This is a genomic window from Sphingomonas sp. BL2 (assembly GCF_056680015.1).
This window is the reverse complement of the sequence record NZ_CM155261.1, coordinates 4,003,763-4,024,160: the sequence shown is the minus strand read 5'-3', so window position 1 is coordinate 4,024,160 and position 20,398 is coordinate 4,003,763. Positions and strand designations below refer to the sequence as shown.

Annotated in this window: 18 protein-coding genes and 1 tRNA gene; 10 read left to right on the top strand and 9 right to left on the bottom strand. The window is 65.8% G+C overall.

The features are described from left to right. Positions 1–51: 51 nt before the first annotated feature. Positions 52–1,161, bottom strand: coding sequence for a branched-chain amino acid aminotransferase (locus AC1ME3_RS18455; protein WP_480954325.1), 1,110 nt, complete (start codon positions 1,159–1,161; stop codon positions 52–54). 42 nt (positions 1,162–1,203) lie between these two features. On the opposite strand from AC1ME3_RS18455, the gene AC1ME3_RS18450 reads away from it, so the two are divergent. Beyond that, positions 1,204–1,710 (top strand): MarR family transcriptional regulator, encoded by a 507-nt coding sequence (locus AC1ME3_RS18450; RefSeq protein ID WP_480954324.1) that lies wholly within the window; start codon positions 1,204–1,206, stop codon positions 1,708–1,710. Positions 1,711–1,842: 132 nt separating this feature from the next. Further along, positions 1,843–1,916: transfer RNA gene (locus AC1ME3_RS18445), tRNA-Gly, on the top strand. A 118-nt stretch (positions 1,917–2,034) separates the two neighbouring features. Here the strand turns inward: AC1ME3_RS18445 and AC1ME3_RS18440 are convergent. Further along, positions 2,035–2,940 (bottom strand): IclR family transcriptional regulator, encoded by a 906-nt coding sequence (locus AC1ME3_RS18440; RefSeq protein WP_480954323.1) that lies wholly within the window; start codon positions 2,938–2,940, stop codon positions 2,035–2,037. Between the two features lie 51 nt (positions 2,941–2,991). Between AC1ME3_RS18440 and lldD the strand changes: the two genes are divergently transcribed. Beyond that, positions 2,992–4,125 carry an FMN-dependent L-lactate dehydrogenase LldD gene (gene lldD, locus AC1ME3_RS18435; protein WP_480954322.1) on the top strand — a complete coding sequence of 378 codons (1,134 nt, stop codon included), beginning with the start codon at positions 2,992–2,994 and terminating at the stop codon, positions 4,123–4,125. 204 nt (positions 4,126–4,329) lie between these two features. Here the strand turns inward: lldD and fucP are convergent, their stop codons facing one another. From fucP to AC1ME3_RS18410, 5 genes are read right to left on the bottom strand one after another with little or no spacing between them, the layout of a single operon-like run. Next, entirely contained in the window at positions 4,330–5,607 is a 1,278-nt protein-coding gene (gene fucP, locus AC1ME3_RS18430) for an L-fucose:H+ symporter permease (protein ID WP_480954321.1), read from the bottom strand. Positions 5,608–5,636: 29 nt separating this feature from the next. After that, on the bottom strand, positions 5,637–6,389 hold the full coding sequence (locus AC1ME3_RS18425) for an L-fucose dehydrogenase (protein ID WP_480954320.1): 753 nt from the start codon (positions 6,387–6,389) through the stop codon (positions 5,637–5,639). Further along, on the bottom strand, positions 6,386–7,663 hold the full coding sequence (locus tag AC1ME3_RS18420) for an L-fuconate dehydratase (protein ID WP_480954319.1): 1,278 nt from the start codon (positions 7,661–7,663) through the stop codon (positions 6,386–6,388). The genes AC1ME3_RS18425 and AC1ME3_RS18420 overlap by 4 nt, the downstream gene beginning before the upstream one ends. After that, positions 7,660–8,505 (bottom strand): fumarylacetoacetate hydrolase family protein, encoded by an 846-nt coding sequence (locus AC1ME3_RS18415; protein WP_480954318.1) that lies wholly within the window; start codon positions 8,503–8,505, stop codon positions 7,660–7,662. Before AC1ME3_RS18415 ends, AC1ME3_RS18420 begins: the two co-directional genes overlap by 4 nt. Before the next feature lie 10 nt (positions 8,506–8,515). Then, a complete protein-coding gene (locus AC1ME3_RS18410) occupies positions 8,516–9,256 on the bottom strand; it encodes an SDR family oxidoreductase (protein ID WP_480954317.1) in 741 nt (246 codons plus the stop codon). 112 nt (positions 9,257–9,368) lie between these two features. On the opposite strand from AC1ME3_RS18410, the gene AC1ME3_RS18405 reads away from it, so the two are divergent. Further along, on the top strand, positions 9,369–9,710 hold the full coding sequence (locus AC1ME3_RS18405) for an L-rhamnose mutarotase (RefSeq protein WP_480954316.1): 342 nt from the start codon (positions 9,369–9,371) through the stop codon (positions 9,708–9,710). 21 nt (positions 9,711–9,731) lie between these two features. On the opposite strand, the gene AC1ME3_RS18400 is transcribed toward AC1ME3_RS18405, so the two are convergent. Further along, positions 9,732–12,014, bottom strand: coding sequence for an ATP-dependent helicase (locus tag AC1ME3_RS18400; protein ID WP_480955868.1), 2,283 nt, complete (start codon positions 12,012–12,014; stop codon positions 9,732–9,734). Between the two features lie 109 nt (positions 12,015–12,123). Here AC1ME3_RS18400 and AC1ME3_RS18395 point away from each other — a divergent pair, with 109 nt between their 5' ends. The 4 genes from AC1ME3_RS18395 to AC1ME3_RS18380 all read left to right on the top strand — a co-directional run bounded on the left by AC1ME3_RS18395 (position 12,124) and on the right by AC1ME3_RS18380 (position 16,103). After that, positions 12,124–12,519 (top strand): GFA family protein, encoded by a 396-nt coding sequence (locus tag AC1ME3_RS18395; RefSeq protein WP_480954315.1) that lies wholly within the window; start codon positions 12,124–12,126, stop codon positions 12,517–12,519. 202 nt (positions 12,520–12,721) lie between these two features. Then, the gene (locus AC1ME3_RS18390; RefSeq protein ID WP_136189784.1) at positions 12,722–13,051 is read left to right on the top strand and encodes a UrcA family protein; all 330 of its coding nucleotides are present in this window, start codon (positions 12,722–12,724) and stop codon (positions 13,049–13,051) included. Positions 13,052–13,333: 282 nt separating this feature from the next. Then, on the top strand, positions 13,334–14,968 hold the full coding sequence (locus AC1ME3_RS18385; RefSeq protein ID WP_480954314.1) for an inorganic phosphate transporter: 1,635 nt from the start codon (positions 13,334–13,336) through the stop codon (positions 14,966–14,968). Positions 14,969–15,155: 187 nt separating this feature from the next. Further along, positions 15,156–16,103: a glycosyltransferase family protein gene (locus tag AC1ME3_RS18380; RefSeq protein ID WP_480954313.1), complete on the top strand. Its 948-nt coding sequence runs from the start codon at positions 15,156–15,158 to the stop codon at positions 16,101–16,103. Here AC1ME3_RS18380 and AC1ME3_RS18375 read toward each other — a convergent pair. Beyond that, the gene (locus AC1ME3_RS18375; RefSeq protein ID WP_480954312.1) at positions 16,019–17,263 is read right to left on the bottom strand and encodes a glycosyltransferase family 4 protein; all 1,245 of its coding nucleotides are present in this window, start codon (positions 17,261–17,263) and stop codon (positions 16,019–16,021) included. The two genes, AC1ME3_RS18380 and AC1ME3_RS18375, sit on opposite strands and share 85 nt — an antisense overlap. A 189-nt stretch (positions 17,264–17,452) precedes the next feature. Between AC1ME3_RS18375 and AC1ME3_RS18370 the strand changes: the two genes are divergently transcribed. Together AC1ME3_RS18370 and AC1ME3_RS18365 are read left to right on the top strand one after the other, a co-directional pair. Next, the gene (locus tag AC1ME3_RS18370) at positions 17,453–19,498 is read left to right on the top strand and encodes an HAD-IIB family hydrolase (RefSeq protein ID WP_480954311.1); all 2,046 of its coding nucleotides are present in this window, start codon (positions 17,453–17,455) and stop codon (positions 19,496–19,498) included. Continuing rightward, on the top strand, positions 19,495–20,361 hold the full coding sequence (locus AC1ME3_RS18365; RefSeq protein WP_480954310.1) for a glycosyltransferase family 2 protein: 867 nt from the start codon (positions 19,495–19,497) through the stop codon (positions 20,359–20,361). The genes AC1ME3_RS18370 and AC1ME3_RS18365 overlap by 4 nt, the downstream gene beginning before the upstream one ends. The last annotated feature ends 37 nt before the right edge of the window (positions 20,362–20,398 follow it).

The window sequence follows — 20,398 nt, the reverse complement described above, 5'->3', positions numbered from 1 at the left end:
CAGAGGCGGCCTTATAGCGGGGCGGTGGCGTGTGAAAAGCCCTTCCGCATGTCAATCGGCGAGATGGTGCAGCCAGTTGTTCTCGTCCGGCGCAGTGCCACGCTGGGTCGAGACGAGTGCGTCGCGCATCCGCATCGTAAGCGCCCCTGGAGCACCGTCGCCGATCGTGAAGCGGCCCTCGGGGCTGGCCACCGTTCCGATCGGCGTGACCACGGCTGCGGTGCCGCAGGCGAACGCTTCGACCAGCCGGCCGCTGGCAGCGTCTGCGCGCCACTGGTCGATCGTATAACCCTCCTCGCGTACCTCGATGCCGTTCGCGCGTGCGAGCGTCAGGATCGAGTCGCGGGTGATGCCGGGCAGGATCGTACCGGTGAGGGCAGGGGTCGCCATGCTGCCGTCGTCGAACACGAAGAAGATGTTCATGCCACCGAGTTCCTCGACCCAGCGCCGTTCGGCGGCATCGAGGAAGACGACCTGGTCGCAGCCGTTGCGGATCGCCTCGGACTGCGCGAGCAGGCTGGCGGCGTAGTTGCCGCCGCACTTCGCCGCGCCGGTGCCGCCTTGCGCTGCGCGCGTGTATTGCTGGCTGACCCAGATCGACACGGTCGGCGCGCCGCCCTTGAAATAGGCGCCGACCGACGAGGCTAGCACCATGTAGAGATACTCGGCCGACGGTTTTACCCCGAGGAACACTTCGGACGCGAACATGAACGGCCGCAGATACAGCGCGCCGCCGTCGCTTTCCGGAATCCAGTTCGCATCGGTCCTTACGAGCCGCTCGACCGATTCGAGGAACAATTCGGTCGGCAGCTCCGGCATCGCGAGCCGACGTGCCGAATCCTGGAAGCGACGTGCGTTCGCCTCGGGACGGAACAGCGCGGTGCCGCCATCGGCGAGTCGATACGCCTTCATCCCCTCGAAGATTTCCTGCGCATAGTGGAGGACCGACGACGCCGGATCGATCGTTAGCGGCGCCCGCGCGGTGATCCGCGCGTCGTGCCAGCCTTCGGTCTCGCTGTAGCGGATCATCGCCATGTGATCAGTAAAGACTCGCCCGAATCCGGGATCGATCAGACGCTTCGCCCGCTCGTTCGCCTCGACCGGAGTCGCGTTCGGCTCATGGCGGAAGGCGGAAGACGGCGTAAAAGCTGGAACGGACATCGAAAAATCTCTCTCGTTGCGGGTTGCCGACGACTACGGGCGATGTCTAAACCGGTCAACATGCCTGCCACAGCGTCATCCGCCTCACCCCTGTTCCTCCGCGAACCCGAACTCCGCCGCGGCATGGAACTGCTGTACTTTGGCTATAGCCACCTGACGCGATCGATCGATCAGGGACTCGCCGAGGAGGGGCTGGGGCGGGCGCATCACCGCGCGCTGTATTTTATTGCCCGCAAGCCCGACATGACGGTCAGCGAACTGCTGTCGCTGCTGGCGATCACCAAGCAGTCATTGGGGCGCGTGCTGAATGAACTCGCCGATCGCAAGCTGGTCGAGACGCGGCCGGGTGAGCGCGACCGGCGGCAGCGGCTGCTGCGACTTACGGCGGAAGGATCGGTCATGGAGCGCGAGTTGTTCGAGGCGGCACGAATCCGGATGGCAGAGGCGTATGCGAGCGCGGGACAAAGCGCGGTGTCTGGGTTCTGGGCGGTACTCGAAGGTCTGGTACCCGAGGCGGATCGTTCGCAGGTGTTCGGCTTGCGCGGCTAGTCCATCCCCTGACGGGAGGCGGCAGGCGGGAGGCGGGACGATTTGGCGTTGACGGCCCTGCAAGGACTGTGGCACTCGGCCGGTCATCGAGAGCCGGTGCAGGACCCGGACCGAGAGGCGTAGATTGCCGTCGCGGGTGTAGCTCAATGGTAGAGCTTTTGCTTCCCAAGCAAGTGACGAGGGTTCGATTCCCTTCACCCGCTCCATCGCAGATAGCGGTGCGATATACTTCTCTAGCATAGCCTATGTATCCGTCCGTGACGTACTCGTCCGCAACGGGGCAACCAAGAACCGATGCCGCGTGGTAGTGTCACATCGTCGGTCTTAGAGGCTCTTGGATTGGTCGTCGGGTTCGTACCAGCCGAGCGCCCGCGAAATTTGCGTAGCGGTTCGTTTCAGCGCGACCAGTGCTTCGTCTGCGGGGATATGCGGCGTCTCGTCGATTACTTCCAGAAAGGGGATCGTGAGCGCCGCGACAACGTGCCCATCATAGCCGAAGATCGGGCAACTGATGTCGGAAACGCCCGCCATGCGGTTGCTCGCGCTCCATTCATGCCCGCGTTCACGAATCACGGCGAGACGTGCATCAAGGTCGCGGCCGCAGGCACCGTCCACCGTCTCGTCCACGATCGCGGTGCGCGCGCCCTCGCTCATAAATGCCAACAGGACGTGTCCCGAGCAATTCGTTGTAAGCGCGATGCTGGTTCCCAACCGTACGGCGAAACCCGTCGGACCGGGACTTTCCTGGCGCAGCACGATCAGGCCGCGAAGGCCGTTGAGGACGACCAGATGACAGGACTGCATCGCGGTCGCAGACAGGGCTTGCATCAGCGGCGCGGCGACGTGTGTCAGTTCCTGGGCGGGCGTCGCGCGGTGCGCGGTTTCGAGCAGCTTGTAGGTCACGCGGTAGCGGTCGCTGACGGTATCCTTGTGCAGCCAGCCGCGCCGGTCGAGCACGACTATCACGCGGAAGAGTTCGCTGATCGACCGCGACAGGCGGGCGGCGATTTCGCTTACCGTCAGGCCGTTCGGTTCGCGCGCGAGCAGTTCGATGATGTCGATCGCCTTTTCCAAAGCGGGCGCGGAATAAACGCGCGGACCGGTAGCGGTCGTTCTTTGCTGGGATGCTGGCGCGGAGGGGGGCGGGCGCTCGGACGCAGATTGGGACATGGCTGGAGCAGTCGTCATTGCAAGGCGTGCCCTTATGCCGCATCGGGTCGGGATCGCCATCAGTTTCATATCTGAAAGTTGCTGGCTTCCTTGCAATAGGACAGACGCCGCATGACGATCGCCTCGACACTCGATTTCCGCGAGGCTGCACGCAAGCGACTGCCGCGGTTCCTGTTCGAGTATGCCGATGGCGGCTCCTATGCGGAGGCGACGCTCGCGCGCAACGTGAGCGACCTGTCGGGGATCGCGCTGCGCCAGCGGGTGTTGCGCGACGTGTCCGACCTCGATTTGTCGACGACGCTGTTCGGCCAGCACCAGGCGTTGCCGGTGGGGCTTGGGCCGGTCGGGATCGCGGGCATGTACCATCGCCGCGGCGAGACGCAGGCGGCGCGTGCCGCGCATGCCGCGGGCGTGCCGTTCTGCCTGTCGACGGTGTCGCTCTGTTCGCTCGGCGAGGTGGTGAAGGCGGCACCGACCGGGCCGACCTGGTTCCAGCTCTACGTCATTCGCGACCGAGCGTTCATGCGTGATTTGCTCGCCACGGCGAAGGCGGAAGGTGCGAAGGCGCTGGTGTTCACGGTCGACATGCCGGTGCCGGGCGCGCGCTACCGAGATCAGCATTCGGGAATGTCGGGGCCGCGCGCGCCACTGCGCCGGATGTTGCAGGCGATGGGGCGTCCCGGCTGGGCATGGGACGTGGGCTTGCGCGGGCGGCCGCACCAGCTCGGCAACCTCGAGCCGGTGCTGGGCAAGGCGAGCGGGTTGAACGATTACATGGGCTGGCTTGGCAACAATTTCGATCCGTCGATCGCGTGGAAAGACCTCGAATGGATCCGCGACGGCTGGGACGGGCCGCTGATCATCAAGGGCATCCTAGATCCGGACGACGCGCGCGAGGCGGCGGCGATCGGTGCGGACGGGATCGTCGTGTCGAACCATGGCGGCCGACAGCTCGACGGCGTGCTGTCGAGCGCGGCGGCACTGCCGGCGATCGCGGAGGCGGTGAAGGGGCAGCTTACGGTGCTGGCGGATTCGGGCGTGCGGTCGGGGCTCGACGTGGTGCGGATGCTGGCGTTGGGGGCGGATGGCGTGCTGCTCGGCCGGGCGTGGCTGTATGCGCTGGCGGCGCGGGGGGAAGCGGGGGTGACCCAGTTGCTGACGCTGATCGAGCGCGAGATGCGCGTGGCGATGGCGCTGACGGGGGTGCGGTCAATTGCGGAGATCGACCGGGGTATTCTGGTCTGAGGGCAGGGCCTCTCAAGGCTCGATGCATGCTCACGCACGCTGCTTAAGTTAACCACCCCGGCGAAGGCCGGGGCCCAGTTGGGGGACGGAGGTAACTAGGGACCGTCCTACGTTATGACGACCTTTCCAACTGGGCCCCGGCCTTCGCCGGGGTGGTGGCAACATCGGAGGTCCTGCGAGCCCCCCAGTGCCTCGATACAGAGCTCAGTGGATCGTCGGCTGTAACCTGTCACCCGACAGCGTCCGCCCGGCCTTTACCGCGAACGCCAGCACCACCAGGAAGCACACCGCCGGCACGAGCATCGCGGTATCGATCCCGGCGAGGTCGGAGATATGCCCCATCAGCCCGGTCAGCACCGCGCCGCCGATGATCGCCATGATGATCAACGATGCCCCAGCGCGGCGGAGCAGGCCCAGCCCGTCCATGCCGAGCGCGAAGATCGTCGGGAACTGGATCGACATGAACAGGCTGGCGAGCACCAGCGCGTACAACCCGACCTGCCCACCGATGAGGCTCGCGACGGCGGCGAGCACCGCGCTTACCACCGCGAAGATAGCGAGCAGGCGAGGGGGGGCGATGCGGCCCATCAGTGCGGTGCCGGCGAAGCGGCCGATCCCGAACAGCACGAGGCTGGCGAACAGGTAATCCGCGGCATCGTGCTCGGCCATGCCGGGGACGTTCGCCTGCGCATAGCGGATCGTATAGCTCCAGATACCGACCTGCGCGCCGACGTAGAAGAACTGTGTCACCGTCGCGAAGATCAGCCGCGGGTGGCGGAACACGTCGACGAACCGCGACGGTGCGCCGACGGTTTCTTCCGCGCGATGCTCTGGAAAGCGGATCACGGCGGCGGCGACCGCGAACAGCAGCACGACAAGGCCGATCACCAGATACGGCGTCTGCACCGCGACGACTTCGCTGCGATAGAAGGCCTCGCGCGCCGCCGGGCTCATCGCCGCGACCGCGTTCTCGTCGTGGACGATCGCCGACAGGATGAAATACTTGCCGATCAGCACGCCCGCGACGGTGCCGACCGGGTTCGCGGCCTGCGCCCAGTTCAACCGCTTGGCCGCGGTCGTCGGGTCGCCGAGTTCGGTCATCAGCGGGTTCGCCGACGTCTCGAGGAATGCCAGCCCGCACGCGATCACGAACAGCGCGGCGAGGAAATACAGATATTCCCCGTAATGCGCCGCGGGATAGAAGAGCAGCGCCCCCGCCGCATACAGCACCAGCCCGGTAACGATCGCGGTCTTGTAGCCCTTCGCGCGCGTCACCAGCGCGGCCGGCACCGCGAGCAGGAAATAGCCCATGTAGAAGGCCTGCTGGACGAAGCTGGTCTGGAAGTCGGTGAGCGTGAACGCCTTCTTGAACTGCGCGATCAGGATGTCGTTGAGGTTGTTCGCCATCCCCCAGAGGAAAAACAGCGCGACCGTCAGCACGATCGCCGGCACATATTTCCTGTCGGCGGTCGTTCCGCGCATTGGTCCACTCCTGATTATGTTTTTGTTCGTCAGTCTATCGCGCGGTCGAGATGGGTGTAGCCGCCATCGACATACAGCCATTGCCCGGTCGTGTGGCTCGCCCGGTCGGAGAGCAGGAACACCACCGTGTCCGCGATCTCGCGATCCTCGGTCATGCGGTGGCCGAGCGGAATGCGCGCGACGATGCCGTCGAGCTTCGCCTGCGGATCGTCGAAACTGTCGATCCAGCGCTGGTAGAGCGGCGTCATCACCTCGGCGGGGATCACCGCGTTGACGCGGATCCCATCGCCGCGCAGCGCCACCGCCCATTCGCGGGTGAGCGCCAGTTGCGCGCCCTTGGCGGCGGCATACGCGCTGGTGTCACCCTGGCCGGTGACCGCGGTCTTCGACGAGATGTTGACGATCGCGCCGCCGGTCTTGCGCAGATGCGGCACCGCGTGATGCGCCATCGCGAAATAATGGACGAGGTTCTGGTCGAGCGAGGCGCGGAACTCCGCCGGCGTCCGGTCGAGCCCGATATTATCGTTGGCGCCGGCGTTGTTCACCAGCCCGTCGATCCGGCCATAATGTACGACCGCCGCCTCGACCGCCGCCGCGCACGCAGCGTCGTCGGACAATTCGGTCGCGACGAACAGATGCTCGGCCGCGAAGTCCTCGGGCGCGCTCCGCGACACGATCACCGGGATCGCGCCTTCCTCGGCCAACCCGCGCGCGATGGCGAGGCCTATACCGGCCCCGCCACCCGTGACGATCACGACCTTGCCGTCGAGCCCGAGCTTCATCCGGCGAACCGATAGTCGATCAGCGACTGCGGCTTCATCTCGATCGAATAGCCTGGCAGCGTCGGCGGCATGTACGCTGCGTCGCGGATCACGCAGGGGTCGACGAAATGCTCGTGCAGATGGTCGACATACTCGATCACGCGCCCATCCTTGGTCCCGGAGAAGCAGAGATAGTCGATCATCGAGAGATGCTGGACATATTCGCACAAGCCGACGCCGCCGGCATGCGGACACACCGGCAGGTCGTACCGGGCCGCCAGCAACAGCACCGCCAGCACCTCGTTGACGCCGCCCAGACGGCAGCTGTCGATCTGGACGACGTCGATCGCGCCCGCTGCCATGAACTGTTTGAACATGATGCGGTTCTGGCACATTTCGCCGGTCGCGACCTTCACCTCGCCGATCGCGTCGCGGATCGCCTGGTGGCCGAGGATATCGTCGGGACTGGTCGGCTCCTCGATGAACCAGGGCTTCGCGAAGGCGAGCGCGTTCACCCACTCGATCGCCTGCGGAACGTCCCACACCTGGTTCGCGTCGATCATCAGCTTCCGGTCGGGCCCGAGCACTTCGCGTGCGATCGTGAGGCGACGGATATCGTCCTGCAGATCGCGACCGACCTTCAGCTTGATATAGTCGAACCCGGCATCGACCGCCTCCTGCGCGAGCCGCCGCAGCTTGTCGTCGGGATAGCCGAGCCACCCCGCCGACGTGGTGTAGCAGGGGAAGCCGGTCGCTTCGAGATCGGCGATCCGCTCGGCCTTGCCCTCGGCGCGCTTGGTCAGCAACGTGAGAGCGTCCTCCGGCGTGATCGCGTCAGTCAGGTACCGGAAGTCGATCGTCCGGACCAATTCCTCCGGGGTCATGTCGGCGACGAGGCGCCAGATGGGCTTGCCGACCGCCTTCGCCCACAGGTCCCAGATCGCGTTCACGACAGCGCCGGTCGCGAGGTGGATCGCGCCCTTGTCGGGGCCGATCCAGCGCAACTGGCTGTCGCCGGTCAGATGCCGCCACATCCGCCCTGGATTCTCGATGATCCAGTCGAGGTCGAGCCCGATGACGAGATGCCGCATCGCCTCGATCGCGGCGACGCAGATGTCGTTGCCGCGGCCGATCGTGAAGGTCAGGCCGTGGCCTTCGAGACCGTCCGTATCCGTCTCGAGCACGACATACGCCGCCGAGTAATCCGGATCCGGATTCATAGCGTCGGACCCGTCGAGCCCCGCGCTGGTCGGGAAACGAAGGTCGATCGTGCGCAGACCGGTGATGGTCGTCATGCGGCGGCGACCATCGTCTGCGTCTGCTCGCCAAGGCCATCGATACCAAGCCGCACGGTCTGGCCTGCGCGCAGATACACCGGCGGCTTCTGGCCGAGGCCAACGCCCTTCGGCGTACCGGTCGAGATGATGTCGCCGGCTTCGAGCGTGCAGAAGTCGCTGAGGTACGAGACGATCGTCGCGACGTCAAAGATCATGTTGGCGGTGGTGCCGTCCTGATAGCGATGGCCGTCGACTTCGAGCCACAGGCCCAGCTTTTGGGGATCGCCGACTTCGTCCGCGGTGACGAGCCAGGGACCGATCGGCCCGAACGTGTCACAGCCCTTGCCCTTGTCCCACGTACCGCCGCGCTCGAGCTGGAACGCACGCTCGGACACGTCGTGGACGACGCAATAGCCGGCAACGTGCGACAGCGCGTCTTCCTTGGCAATGTGGCGGCCGGGCGTGCCGATGACGACGCCGAGTTCGACTTCCCAGTCCGTCTTTTCCGAGCCGCGCGGGATCTCGACATCATCGTTCGGGCCCTGGATCGCGCTGGTCCATTTGCCGAACACGACCGGCTCGGCGGGGAGGGCCATGTTGCTCTCTGCGGCGTGGTCCGAATAGTTCAGGCCGATGCAGATGAACTTGCCGGTGCGCGTGACGCACGGCCCGATCCGCGGCGCGCCGTCGACCTTGGGTAGGGTCGACACGTCGAGCGCGGCGATCTTCGCGAGCCCCTCGGGGGAGAGCAATTCACCGCCGATGTCGCCTAGGTCTCCTGGCAGCGCGCGGATCGCGCCGTCCTGATCGAGAATGCCGGGCTTTTCCTGGCCGCGCGGGCCGTAACGCAATAATTTCATCGGATGATCCTTAGTTGACCCAGCCGCCGTCGATCACGTGGACCGCGCCGGTGGTGAAGCTCGATTCGTCGCTGGCGAGATACAGGAACAGCGCGGCGATCTCCTCGGCGCGGCCGAGCCGGCCCATCGGCTGGCGCGCGACGAACGCGGCGTCGGCCTCACTCACGGAAATGCCCTGAGTCCCTGCTTGCGAGACGATGCGTTCGCGCAGGGACGGGGTCTCGATCGTCCCCGGGCACACGCAGTTGCAGCGGATCCCGCGGCCGACGAAATCGGCCGCCACGGCCTTGGTCAGCCCGATAACAGCTGCCTTCGATGCGCCGTAAGCGTAGCGGTTTGGGATGCCCTTCACGCTCGACGCGATGCTGCTCATGTTGACGATCGCACCGCCGCCGCGCGCGAGCATGCCGGGCAGGAACGCGCGGGTCATGCGGTGCATCGCGTGGACGTTGAGGTCGAACGACAGCATCCAGTCGTCGTCGCTGCCTTGCAGGATGTCACCCGCCGCGACGAAGCCGGCGACGTTGGCGAGAATGTCGATGTCGCCGATCGTGGCGGGCAAAGCGGCGATCGCGCTGGCGTCGAGCAGGTCGACGACCAGACGTTCGACGCCGTCGATGGCCTGCAGCGCATCGCCGTCGCGGTCGAGCGCGAAGACCCGTGCGCCCTCGTCACGGAAGCGTTCCGCGGTGGCGCGGCCGATGCCTTGTGCCGCCGCGGTCACTACCGCGGTCTTGCCGGACAGTCTCATTCCATCTCCTGCGCGTCGTTGTGCGTTTCGTCGGTTTTATTAGTCAAAGTGACTTTTGAAAAGGGGCGGCGGCGCTATTGTCGCGCGAGTACGCCGTATCGAAGGAATTTCCGTGACGTATCGCATCGTGACCGCATTGGACCTCGTCGACGACGCAGCCCTGGTCGCCGCCTACCGCGAACGCCACGCGCCGGGCGCCGTGTGGCCCGAGGTCGTGCGCGACATCGTCCAGCGGGGGTATCGAGATATGGAGATCTGGCAGGTCGCCGACCGGCTCGTGATGATCGCCGAGGTCGAGGACGATTTTCCGCGCGCAGCCGACCCGGCGTTGCAGCCGGTCGTCGCGTCCTGGGAGACCGCGATGGACGTGTATCAGAAGCCGATCGAGGCGACCGGGCCGAAATGGGCGGTGATGGAGCGGATATTCTCGCTCGCGGATCAGACCGCCGGCTGATCCTTTTCCCGGTTGATGTCGTTAGGGGGTGAGCGTCACGAAGCTGTCCATCACGCGCTTACGGCCGGACTGTTCGAAGTCTATCTCCAGCTTGTTGCCCTCGATCTCGGCGATCGCGCCGTAGCCGAACTTCTGGTGGAAGACGCGCATGCCCAGCGACAGGTCGTCGCGGCCCTTGTTGCCGAGGCTGATCGCGCTCGACCGGCTTTCGACGACGCGGGCGGGTTTGGTGGAGAAGGTGCTGCCGGTGCCCGACGCGCGCTGCCAGCCCGGGCCGCGTCCGGTGCCGCGCGCGACGTCGGCGAAGGGATCAGCGCGGTCGGACCAGTTCGCCTGCCACAGGCTCGCTCCGCCCGACATCGTCGTTTCCGTGTCGATGTGCTCGGCGGGGAGTTCGGCGACGAAGCGCGAGGGAATCGACGAGTTCCACTGGCCATAGATGCGGCGGTTGGCGGCGTGGATGATGACCGCAAGCCGGCGTGCACGCGTGATCGCGACATAGGCGAGGCGGCGTTCCTCCTCGAGGCTTTTCACGCCGCCTTCGTCGAGTGAGCGCTGCGACGGGAACAGGCCTTCCTCCCAGCCGACCAGGAAGACCGTGTCGTATTCGAGGCCCTTGGCGGCGTGGATGGTCATGATCGTGACCTGTGGGTCCTGCGCGCCGCCCTCGTTGTCCATCACGAGGCTGACATGCTCTAGGAAAGCGCCGAGCGAGTCATACTCCTCCATCGCGCGGACGAGTTCGCTGAGGTTCTCCAGGCGACCGGTCGCCTCGACCGACTTCTCGGCCTGGTACATCGCGGTGTAACCGCTCTCGTCTAGCAACTGCCGCGCGAGTTCGGCGTGCGGCAGGCTGGTCGCCATGTCGCGCCAGCGGGCGATGTCGCCGACTAGGCGTCCCAGCGACTTCTTCGCCGCGCCGGTCAGTTCGTCGGTGTCGAGGATGCGCGCGGCGGCGGTGGTCAGCGGTGTGCCGGTGGCGCGGGCGAGCTGGTGGATACGCGCGACCGCCTTATCGCCGAGGCCGCGCTTGGGGACGTTGACGATGCGTTCGAAGGCGAGGTCGTCCGCCGGCTGGTTGACGACGCGGAGGTACGCCAGCGCGTCGCGAATTTCGGCGCGTTCGTAGAAGCGGAAGCCGCCGACGATCTTGTAGGGCATGCCGATCGCGATGAACCGGTCCTCGAACTCGCGTGTCTGGTGCTGCGCGCGGACCAGGATCGCCACTTCGTCGAGGCTCTTGCCGGAGCGCCGGACGATGTCGATCTCCTCGCCGACGCGGCGCGCTTCCTCGGGGCCGTCCCAGACGCCGATGACCTTCACCTTCTCGCCGACGTCCCGCTCGGTCCAGAGCTGCTTGCCGAGCCGCCCGCCGTTGTTGGCGATCACGCCTGACGCGGCGCCGAGGATGTGCGGCGTGCTGCGGTAATTCTGTTCGAGGCGGATGACCTTCGCCCCCGGAAAATCCCGCTCGAACTTCAGGATGTTCTCGACCTGCGCGCCGCGCCACGAATAGATCGACTGGTCGTCGTCGCCGACGCAGGCGATGTTCTTGCGCTCCTGCGCGAGCAGCCGCAGCCAGAGATATTGCGACGAGTTGGTGTCCTGATACTCGTCGACCATGATGTATTTGAAGCGCTGCTGATACTGCGCCAGCACGTCGCGGTGCGTCTTCAGGATCACCAGCATGTGGAGCAGCAGGTCGCCGAAATCACAGGCATTGAGCGCGATCAGCCGCGCCTGATATTGCTGGTACAGCTCGCCGCCACGGCCGTTGGCATAGCGCTCGCTCTCGCCCGCATCGATGTCGGCGGGGACGAGGCCCTTGTTCTTCCACTGGTCGATCAGCCCGGCGAGGCTGCGCGTCGGAAAGCGCTTCTCGTCGATGTCCGCGGCAAGGATCAGCTGTTTCAGCAACCGCAACTGGTCGTCGGTATCGAGGATCGTGAAGTTCGATTGCAGCCCGACCAGTTCGGCGTGGCGACGCAGCATCTTGGCGGCGATCGCGTGGAACGTGCCGAGCCACGGCATGCCCTCGACCGCGTCGCCGACCAGCCGTCCGACCCGCTCGCGCATCTCGCGCGCGGCCTTGTTGGTGAAGGTGACGCTGAGGATCTCGGACGGCCAAGCCTTCTTGGTGAAGATCAGGTGCGCGAGCCGTGCGGTCAGCGCCGCGGTCTTGCCCGTGCCGGCGCCGGCGATGATCAGCACGGGCCCGTCGGTGGTCAGCACCGCCTCACGCTGCGGCGAATTGAGACCGCGCAGATAGGGAGGCTCTGCTTGCGGCGCGGACGTTTGGGCAATCTGGTTCACCGGTGAACAGGTAGGGAACGGGGGCCGATGGGGCAAGCGGGTATGGCTTGCGCGGTTCGACGATACGTGGAACAAGTTGAGAACATAGAGGGAGGCGGGCATGCTTGCGGGACGATGTCATTGCGGAGCGATCAGCTATGTCGCGGAGGGCGAGCCCGAGCATCACGCGCTGTGCCATTGCGGCGATTGCCGGCGAAGCGCGGGTGCGCCGATGGTAGGCTGGATCGCATTCAGGTCCGAGCAGGTGACCATCTCGGGTGATCCGGTGACGTATGAATCGTCGGCGAGCGGTCGGCGTCAATTCTGCGGACGGTGCGGGACGGGACTGTTCTATACCAATGCCGAGTATCTGCCGGGGATCATCGACGTCCAATCCTGTACGCTGGACGATCCCGAGGCGGTCGCGCCGGGTGCGCATATCCAGGTGGCCGACCGATTGGCGTGGATGGCGGATGTGGCCGCTCTGCCTGCGTTCGAGCGATATCCGGGGATGTGACCTAACGCCTCATCTAGAGTTTCGGCGCGTCGTCGGACCGTCGCCAAACCGTCGCGCGAGCGTAACGAACCACGGGTAGGGGATGCGCAGCGACGTGGTTCGTGGTCGGAGATGCCGCATCCAGAAAGGTGTCCCGACGCGCTGGCGCCGTCGCCAGCAGGCATAGCCTTGCGGACCGCAGGACCATTTGAGGAACATCATCTTGAAGCTTTTCATCAGCGTCGCTTCGGCGGCGATCGTCGGCGCTTGCCTGTTTTCCACGGGTGCTTCCGCGAGTTCCGGGCGCGACCCGGTATCGGTGCGCGTGTCGCGCGCCGGGCTCGACCTGACCAGCGACGCCGGGCGCACCGCGTTCCAGCGCCGGCTGCGTTCGGCGATCGCCGGCGCCTGCCAATCGCACGGTGTCGGCCTCGCGGCGCTCGCCGATGCGCAGCAGTGCCGCAAGGAAATGACCGCGGATGCGGACGTGAAGATGGCCACATTGTTCGGCCGCAATGGCATGCAGCTCGCGAGCATCGGTGAAGCTCGGTGAATTAACTTACTCACGTCCAACGAAGTCGGTTCCGAACGATCCTCCCCCGCAAGGGGGAGGTGGCGTCGAAGGCGACGCAGGGGGAGGACACGGAACAGGGGTTATCCCTGCCTCCCCCTCCGTCTGGCAAAGGCCAGCCACCTCCCCCTGGCGGGGGAGGATCGTTAAGGCGACGTCCCAAACAGGGGCGAACGATCGCTTGATTTACATCTGTCATAAGATTGTCATCGTAAGGGCCGACTGCACATTTCTATGGCAACCTCCACATTTGCACCCGATGCGGTGACGGCTGATTCGAGCGCTACCGCTGCGCCGCATACCGGTCCCAAGCTCGATCATTCGCTGCATCCGTCCGGGCGCTGGATATTCCTTGCCGTGCTGATCGGCGGGCTTGCCTATGCCGGGTTCAGCATCGCGTTCGACACCGCGCAGGTCGGCGAGAGCCTGGCCGGCGGGGCGTTCGCGTTCCTTGCGCTCGCGCTGCTGATTGCGCTCGGGTTCGAGTTCGTGAACGGGTTCCACGACACCGCCAACGCGGTCGCCACCGTCATCTACACGCACTCGATGCCCGCACCGCTCGCGGTCGTCTGGTCGGGGTTCTTCAACTTCCTCGGCGTGATGCTGTCGTCGGGTGCGGTAGCGTATTCGATCGTCACGCTGCTGCCGGTCGACCTGATCCTCAACGTCGGCAGCGTCGGCGGGTTCGCGATGATCTTCGCGCTGTTGCTTGCCGCGATCGTCTGGAATCTCGCGACCTGGGCGGCGGGGTTGCCCAACTCGTCGAGCCACGCGCTCATTGGCTCGATTCTCGGCGTCGGCCTTGCCAACCAATTCATCAACGGCGGGGCCGACGGGACGTCCGGCGTCGACATGGTGCAGGTCTGGAAGGTTCTCTCTGCGCTCGCATTCAGCCCGATCGTCGGCTTCGTCGGCGCTCTCGTGCTGCTGCTCGTGATGAAGGCCTTCCTGCACGACAAGAAACTGTACGAGGCGCCGGAGGGCCAAACGCCGCCGCCGCGTGGTATCCGTGCGCTACTGATCGGCACGTGCACCGCGGTCAGCTTCGCGCACGGCAGCAACGACGGGCAGAAGGGCATGGGGCTGATCATGCTCATCCTGATCGGTTGCGCGCCGACCGCTTACGCGCTGAACCGGACGATGCCCGAGAGTGCGATGCCGGCGTTCGTGCAAAGCGCGCAGGCGGCATCGGCCGCGTACCGCGCGCATGCCGGCGGCGCGCCGGCCGACGTCGCCACGTCGCGTGCGCAGGTTACGCAGGCACTGAAGACCAAGCATGTCGCCGACCCGGTCATCTATGCCGCGCTGGCGACGCTGTCGGACGACGTGTCGAGCCGGATCGAAAGCTATGGCTCGCTTGGCAAGGTGCCCGCCGCGGCGACCCCGAACCTGCGCAACGACATGTACCTCGTGCTCGATACGACCAAGCTGATCGCCGAGGACAAAACCGCGCAGAGCCGGTTTACCGTGCAGGAGATCACGACGCTCAAGAGCTACAATAGCGGGCTCGAGCAGGGCACGCGCTACATCCCGACCTGGGTGAAGGTCACCGTCGCGCTGGCGCTCGGTCTCGGCACGATGGTCGGGTGGAAGCGGATCGTCGTCACCGTCGGCGAGCGGATCGGCAAGACGCACCTGACCTACGGCATGGGCGCGTCGGCCGAACTGGTCGCGGCGGCGACGATCCTGCTGGCGGTGAAATATGGCATGCCGGTGTCGACCACGCACATCCTGTCTTCTGGTGTTGCGGGTGCGAGCGTTGCCAACGGCGCCGGGTTGCAGCGACGGACCGTGATGAACATGGCGCTGGCCTGGGTGATGACGCTGCCGGTGGCGATGCTGCTGTCGGGCGGGCTGTACTGGCTGCTGCTGACGCTGGCGCATTCGTTCGGGTATTGAGAGCCGTTTTTCTGCGTCATCCTGACGAAAGTCAGGACCCAGAGTAACGGGCGCTGTCTTGCATGGCTCTGGGTCCTGACTTTCATCAGGATGACGCCGGTAGGTTGGTACAGATCGGGTGTCTGGTGCCGCGCGTACAGTGGAACGGCATGGGAACCGGCTCCCTGCGCCGCGGGTTGCCGGAGCCATGCGATTACGATGCTCGATCTGTGGGAACTGGGACTGGCTCGTGCGCGAGGATTGGTTCGAGTGTAGCCACTGCCGCCTGCTTGTTCGCGACGTGAGCGAGGTCGGTGCGGCTGCCGACGAGATCGTCGCGCGGTTGGGAAGCGGGCTTGTTGACCTACAGCGCGATCCTGCGGAGCGCTGGATGCTCGACCCAGCCGGTTTGCGGAACGCGGCGTGGCGGTTCGGGTTCGAGGTGGAACCGGTCGCCGTTGCGCGAGGCGATGTCCGCTTTCTCCCTGATTATCGCCCAGCCCAGGCGCACTCCACCCCGGCGACGACTGTGCCGCACGCGATAGGCCTGGGCATCATGGCGCGGCCCGCCGACGCCAACGACATCGTCGAGATCGCGACCGATTATCGCACCGCGTTTGCCCGGATCGTCGTCCTGCTCGACGGCACGGCAGACGAAGCAAGCGAACTCGCAGCACGGGTCCCGTGGATCGAGGTCGCCCATCACCCCCTCGCAGGCGATTTTGCCGCGCAACGCAACCGCCTCCAGGACGCACTGCAGACCCGCTGGGTCTTGCAGATCGATACCGACGAGCGCCCCGACTCCGCCCTGCTCGACGCGCTTGGCTGGCTGGTCGCGGCGGCGGATCGCGACGGGTTGCTCTCGCTCGGCCTGCCGCGCCGCAACCTCGTCGATGGGGTGCAGTCCGCGTCCTATCCGGACATCCAGTACCGCCTCAATCGCAGCGACATCCGCTTTGCCGGCCGCGTCCACGAGCGCCCGGTCGTGCCGTTCGTCGAGAGTTCGCTGGCGCTGGCCGGTGCGCTCGAACATCGGCTCGATGGCGAGCGGGTGCGCGAGCGAACGCGGATCTACGAGGCGATGTCGACCGGCGCGGGCAGGCCGGAGGACGAGGCGTTGCTGCTCGCCCCCTTCGACGCTATCGCCGTGCGATAGACCGCGGTCGTCTGCGCGGACAGGGTGTCGCGCGTGAACATCCCCGACGCTTGGCGGCTCGCCGCGGCGTAACGCGCACGCAAGGCCGGGTCCTCGATCAGCCGCTGGACCTGCGTGGCGAGGTCGTCGCCGGTGCAGGCCTTGGCCAGTAATCCGGCACCGCTTTCGCCGATGAACAACCGTGCGCTCGGATCCTCGGCGCAGGCGACGACCGGTCGGCCGAACATCATCGCTTCCTGGTACACCAGCCCGAAGCTCTCGTAGCGCGAGGGCGCGACGATGACGTGCGCGGCGCTCATCAGGTCGTGCAACGTCGGTTCGTCGACCCGGTGATGGCATCGCAGCCGCGCTCGCGCGGTGGACGGAAGCGCTTTCAAATCGTCCGCATGAACGCCGACGATCGTGAGGCGGAAATCGCGCATCCCGGCATCTGCGCGCCGGGCGAGGATCCTCAGCGCCATGATCAGGGCATCGAATCCCTTGCGATGCTCGTCACGTCCGACGAACAGCAGTTCGATCGGCTGGTCCTGGGGAACATCGTCGGGATAGGCTGCGGCCGTTCCTCGCGCCACGATCTCCGGCGGCAGGCTGAGGCCGATGACCGCGTGATGCCCGACCGGATCCGGCGCTTCGACGTCGTACAACCGGGCGATCTTCTCGCCGTGAAGCTGTGTGTTCGAGATCAGTGCCTTGCTGAAGCGTGCGGACACTTTCTCGGCCAGCATTGCTGCGCGCCGATCGAACCGGTCGCGTAGACTCGTTGCCGTCTCCGCCGAGGTCGCTGCGGGGGTCGAGTTGCGCGTTACCAACGGCGCAGGACCGGTGAGCGCGATCGCCAGCCCTGGCGCATACCAGTTGGTCGCCTCGACCACGTCGAATGGCTCGCGACGGTGCTCGCGCGCGACCGCGCGGCGGAACGCGAACGGCGCAACCAGGTGCCCGATCCCGGCGATCTTGCGCAGGCGCGCGGCAAACGATCCCTCGCGTAACCCGCAGCCGATGACCGAAACCCGGCCATCGCGACTGTCTTCGCGCCGATCCATCGCGAAAACGGACACGTCGTTCCCGGCGTCCGCCAGCGACTGTGCAATCTCGCGAGCGGCTCGGGTAAGTCCACTCTTTTCAGGGGGATAGGCCCAGGTGAGTAAAGCTATCCTCACGACCTGTCATCGCTGAACGAACTGAACATCAGCGAGAACGTGATAACCTGCGTCAATACCTGGGTTTTAAGTGTCATCGCCCCGGAACTCGGCAACCCCGCGAGCGGTTCCTTCGATGAATCACAGATGAACGGGGGAAAGGTGTTCGTTTTACATATCGCGTTGCAGGGATGTTTGCGCGCAACCGACGTGGAATACGGAATTACCGCCGATACCGGGGGCCACATTCGGTACCTGCTGGACTTGGTCGCTGCCAGCGGCCGTAATTCGGCGATCGACCGGATGGAAATCGTGACGCGCGCGTTTCACCACGTGGCCTATGCCGAATGCTATGCCGAGCCGATCGAGACGATCGACGGCACGACGCGCATCGTCCGCCTGCTGACCGCGTCCGATGCGTATCTCGTCAAGGAAGACCTGTGGACTGAGCATGACAGCCTGGTCGAGGCTCTGGTCGCACACATCGCCTCGCTCGATCGCGTGCCCGACGTCATGCACGCGCATTATGCCGATGCCGGACTGATCGCGGCGCGCGTTTCGGCGCGTACCGGCATCCCCTATGTCTTCACCGCGCATTCGCTCGGCCGGGTGAAGCTGGCCGCGTTCGATCGTGATTGCGCGGAAACCGCGGGCCTCGATCGCCGGATCGCGATCGAGGAGGAAGCCATTGCCGGGGCGGCCGCGATCATTGCCTCGTCGCGCGACGAGGCTGAAGTCCAGTATGCTGATTATGACGCGTATGATCCGGGCCGGATCCGTGTGTTTGCGCCGGGTAGCGACCTCAAGCAGTTCGCGAACTGCGGCACCGATGCCCGTGTCGATGCGCTGATCAATCGGTTCCTGGACGATCCCGCCAAGCCGGTAATCCTCGCGATTGCGCGTCCGGTGACCAAGAAGAACCTTGCGGCGCTCGTCCACGCTTATGGCCGGTCGCCCGCGCTGCAGGCCGCGGCGAACCTCGTGATCCTGGCGGGCACGCGAGACGACAGCGCGACGTTGGAGCCGGAGATCCGCGACAACATCGCCGAGCTGTTGCAGTTGATCGACCGCTACGACCTGTACGGCAAGGTCGCCTATCCGAAACAGCACCGGCCGGACGATATCGCCGCGGTCTATGCTCATGCTCGGACCCGGCGCGGCGTCTTCGTCAATCCGGCGCTTAACGAACCGTTCGGGCTGACCCTGCTCGAAGCGGCGGCGAGCGGCCTGCCCGTGGTCGCTACCGACAGCGGTGGGCCGAACGACATCGTCGAGACCTGCGGCAACGGCATCCTCGTCGATCCGCGTTCACCTAGCGCCATCACCGATGCGATCCTGAAGATACTAGACGATCCGGCGCTGTGGTCGCGCTACTCAGCGGCAGGATCGGTAGCGATCCGCGCCTATGACTGGGACCGGCACGTACAGCTATATACCGGGTTGCTCGCAGAGGTCGTGAACGCCGCGCCTGCGGTTACGGACCGGATGCCGGAATTGTTGCTGGTGTCGGATATCGACGGAACGCTGCTCGGCTGTGCAAAAGGTGTCGACGATTTCACCGCGTGGCACGAGGCACAGACCGATGTCGCGTTTGCGATCGCGACCGGGCGAAGCTTCCACAGCGCGATGGCGGTGCTCGGGCAGCATGATGCGCCACGCCCCGAAATCCTGATCACCTCGGTCGGCTCGGAGATCTATTACCGGACGGTGCGCGGCGCGGTGTACGACCGCGACACCGAATGGGACGGGATCATCGCCGCCGGCTGGGACCGCGAGGCGGTTGCCGCGCTCATCGGCCAATATGCCGGACTGACGCCGCAGAGTCCGCTCGAACAACGCCGGTTCAAGCTCAGCTATTTCGCCGATGGCGACATGGCGGCGGCCGAGCGGGTGCGGGCTTTGCTCGCGGAACACGGCCATAGTTGCTCGATCATCCAGAGCCACGGCCGCTATCTCGACATCCTGCCGCATGCCGCGTCGAAGGGTACCGCGGTCGAGCATGTCCGTCGTCGCCTTGGTCTCGAACCGCGACAGGTGATCGTCGCGGGGGACAGCGGCAATGATATCGAGATGCTGCGATCGTCACGCCACGCGATCATTGTCGGCAATTATTCGGACGGCCTGGGATCGCGGGCGGACTTGGCGCACGGCTATGTCGCGATCGGCCATCACGCGCGCGGCGTGATCGAAGGCGTCGCGTTCTTCCGCGATGCCGCCGCGGGAATCGACGTCGAGGGCATCAGGAAAGCATCGTGACGTCCTCGTCGGTCAGTGTGCTGACGCTGGTGCGCGGACGCCGCGCGCATCTGGTGAACCTGATCGCCGGCCTAAACGCAGCGACGCGTAAGCCTGACGAACTCGTGATCGCGTACATGCAGGACGCGCCGCATGCCGATCTCCCGCCGACCGACTTTCCAGTGCGCGCGGTGTTGGTCGAGGGCGACGCGATGCCGCTGGCGGCGGCGCGTAACCGTGCGGCGGCTGCTGCGCGTGGGGATCAGCTGATCTTTCTGGACGTCGATTGCGTTCCTGCGCCGACGTTGGTCGAGCGCTATGCGGCTACGGCGATCGAGCCGGGCGGTATTCGGTTGGGCGAGGTGCTGTATCTTCCCGCCGGCACAATGGATGCCGGGCTGGACTGGGACGTGCTCGACCGGGTCGGCCTGCGTCACCCGGCCAAGCCACCGATCGCGCCCGATGACATACGGCCGACTCCCAGCCACGGCGAGCTTTGGGGCCTGTCGTTCGCGATCTCCGCGGCGGACTGGGCGCGGGCAGGGGGGATGGACGAGCGCTATGTCGGCTATGGGGGCGAGGAAACCGACTTTGCCGCGCGGCTCGAGCGCGCCGGCGTGCCGATGTGGTGGGTCGGCGGTGCGCGGGCGTATCACCAGCACCATGTCGTCCACACGCCTGCGTACCAGCATTTCGATGCGATCATCCGCAATGCGCGGTTGTTTCGCGGCACCTGGGGGCGGTGGTGCATGGACTATTGGCTGGGGCATTTCGCCGAGTGCGGGCTGATCGCCTGGGATGCGGATACGATTACGGTGTTGCGGGGGCCGACCGCGGAGGAGGTTGCCGCGTCGAGGATGCCGCCGGAGGTTCTGTTCAGCTGAGGAACTGCGCAACGTTTCGATCCTCCCCCTGGCGGGG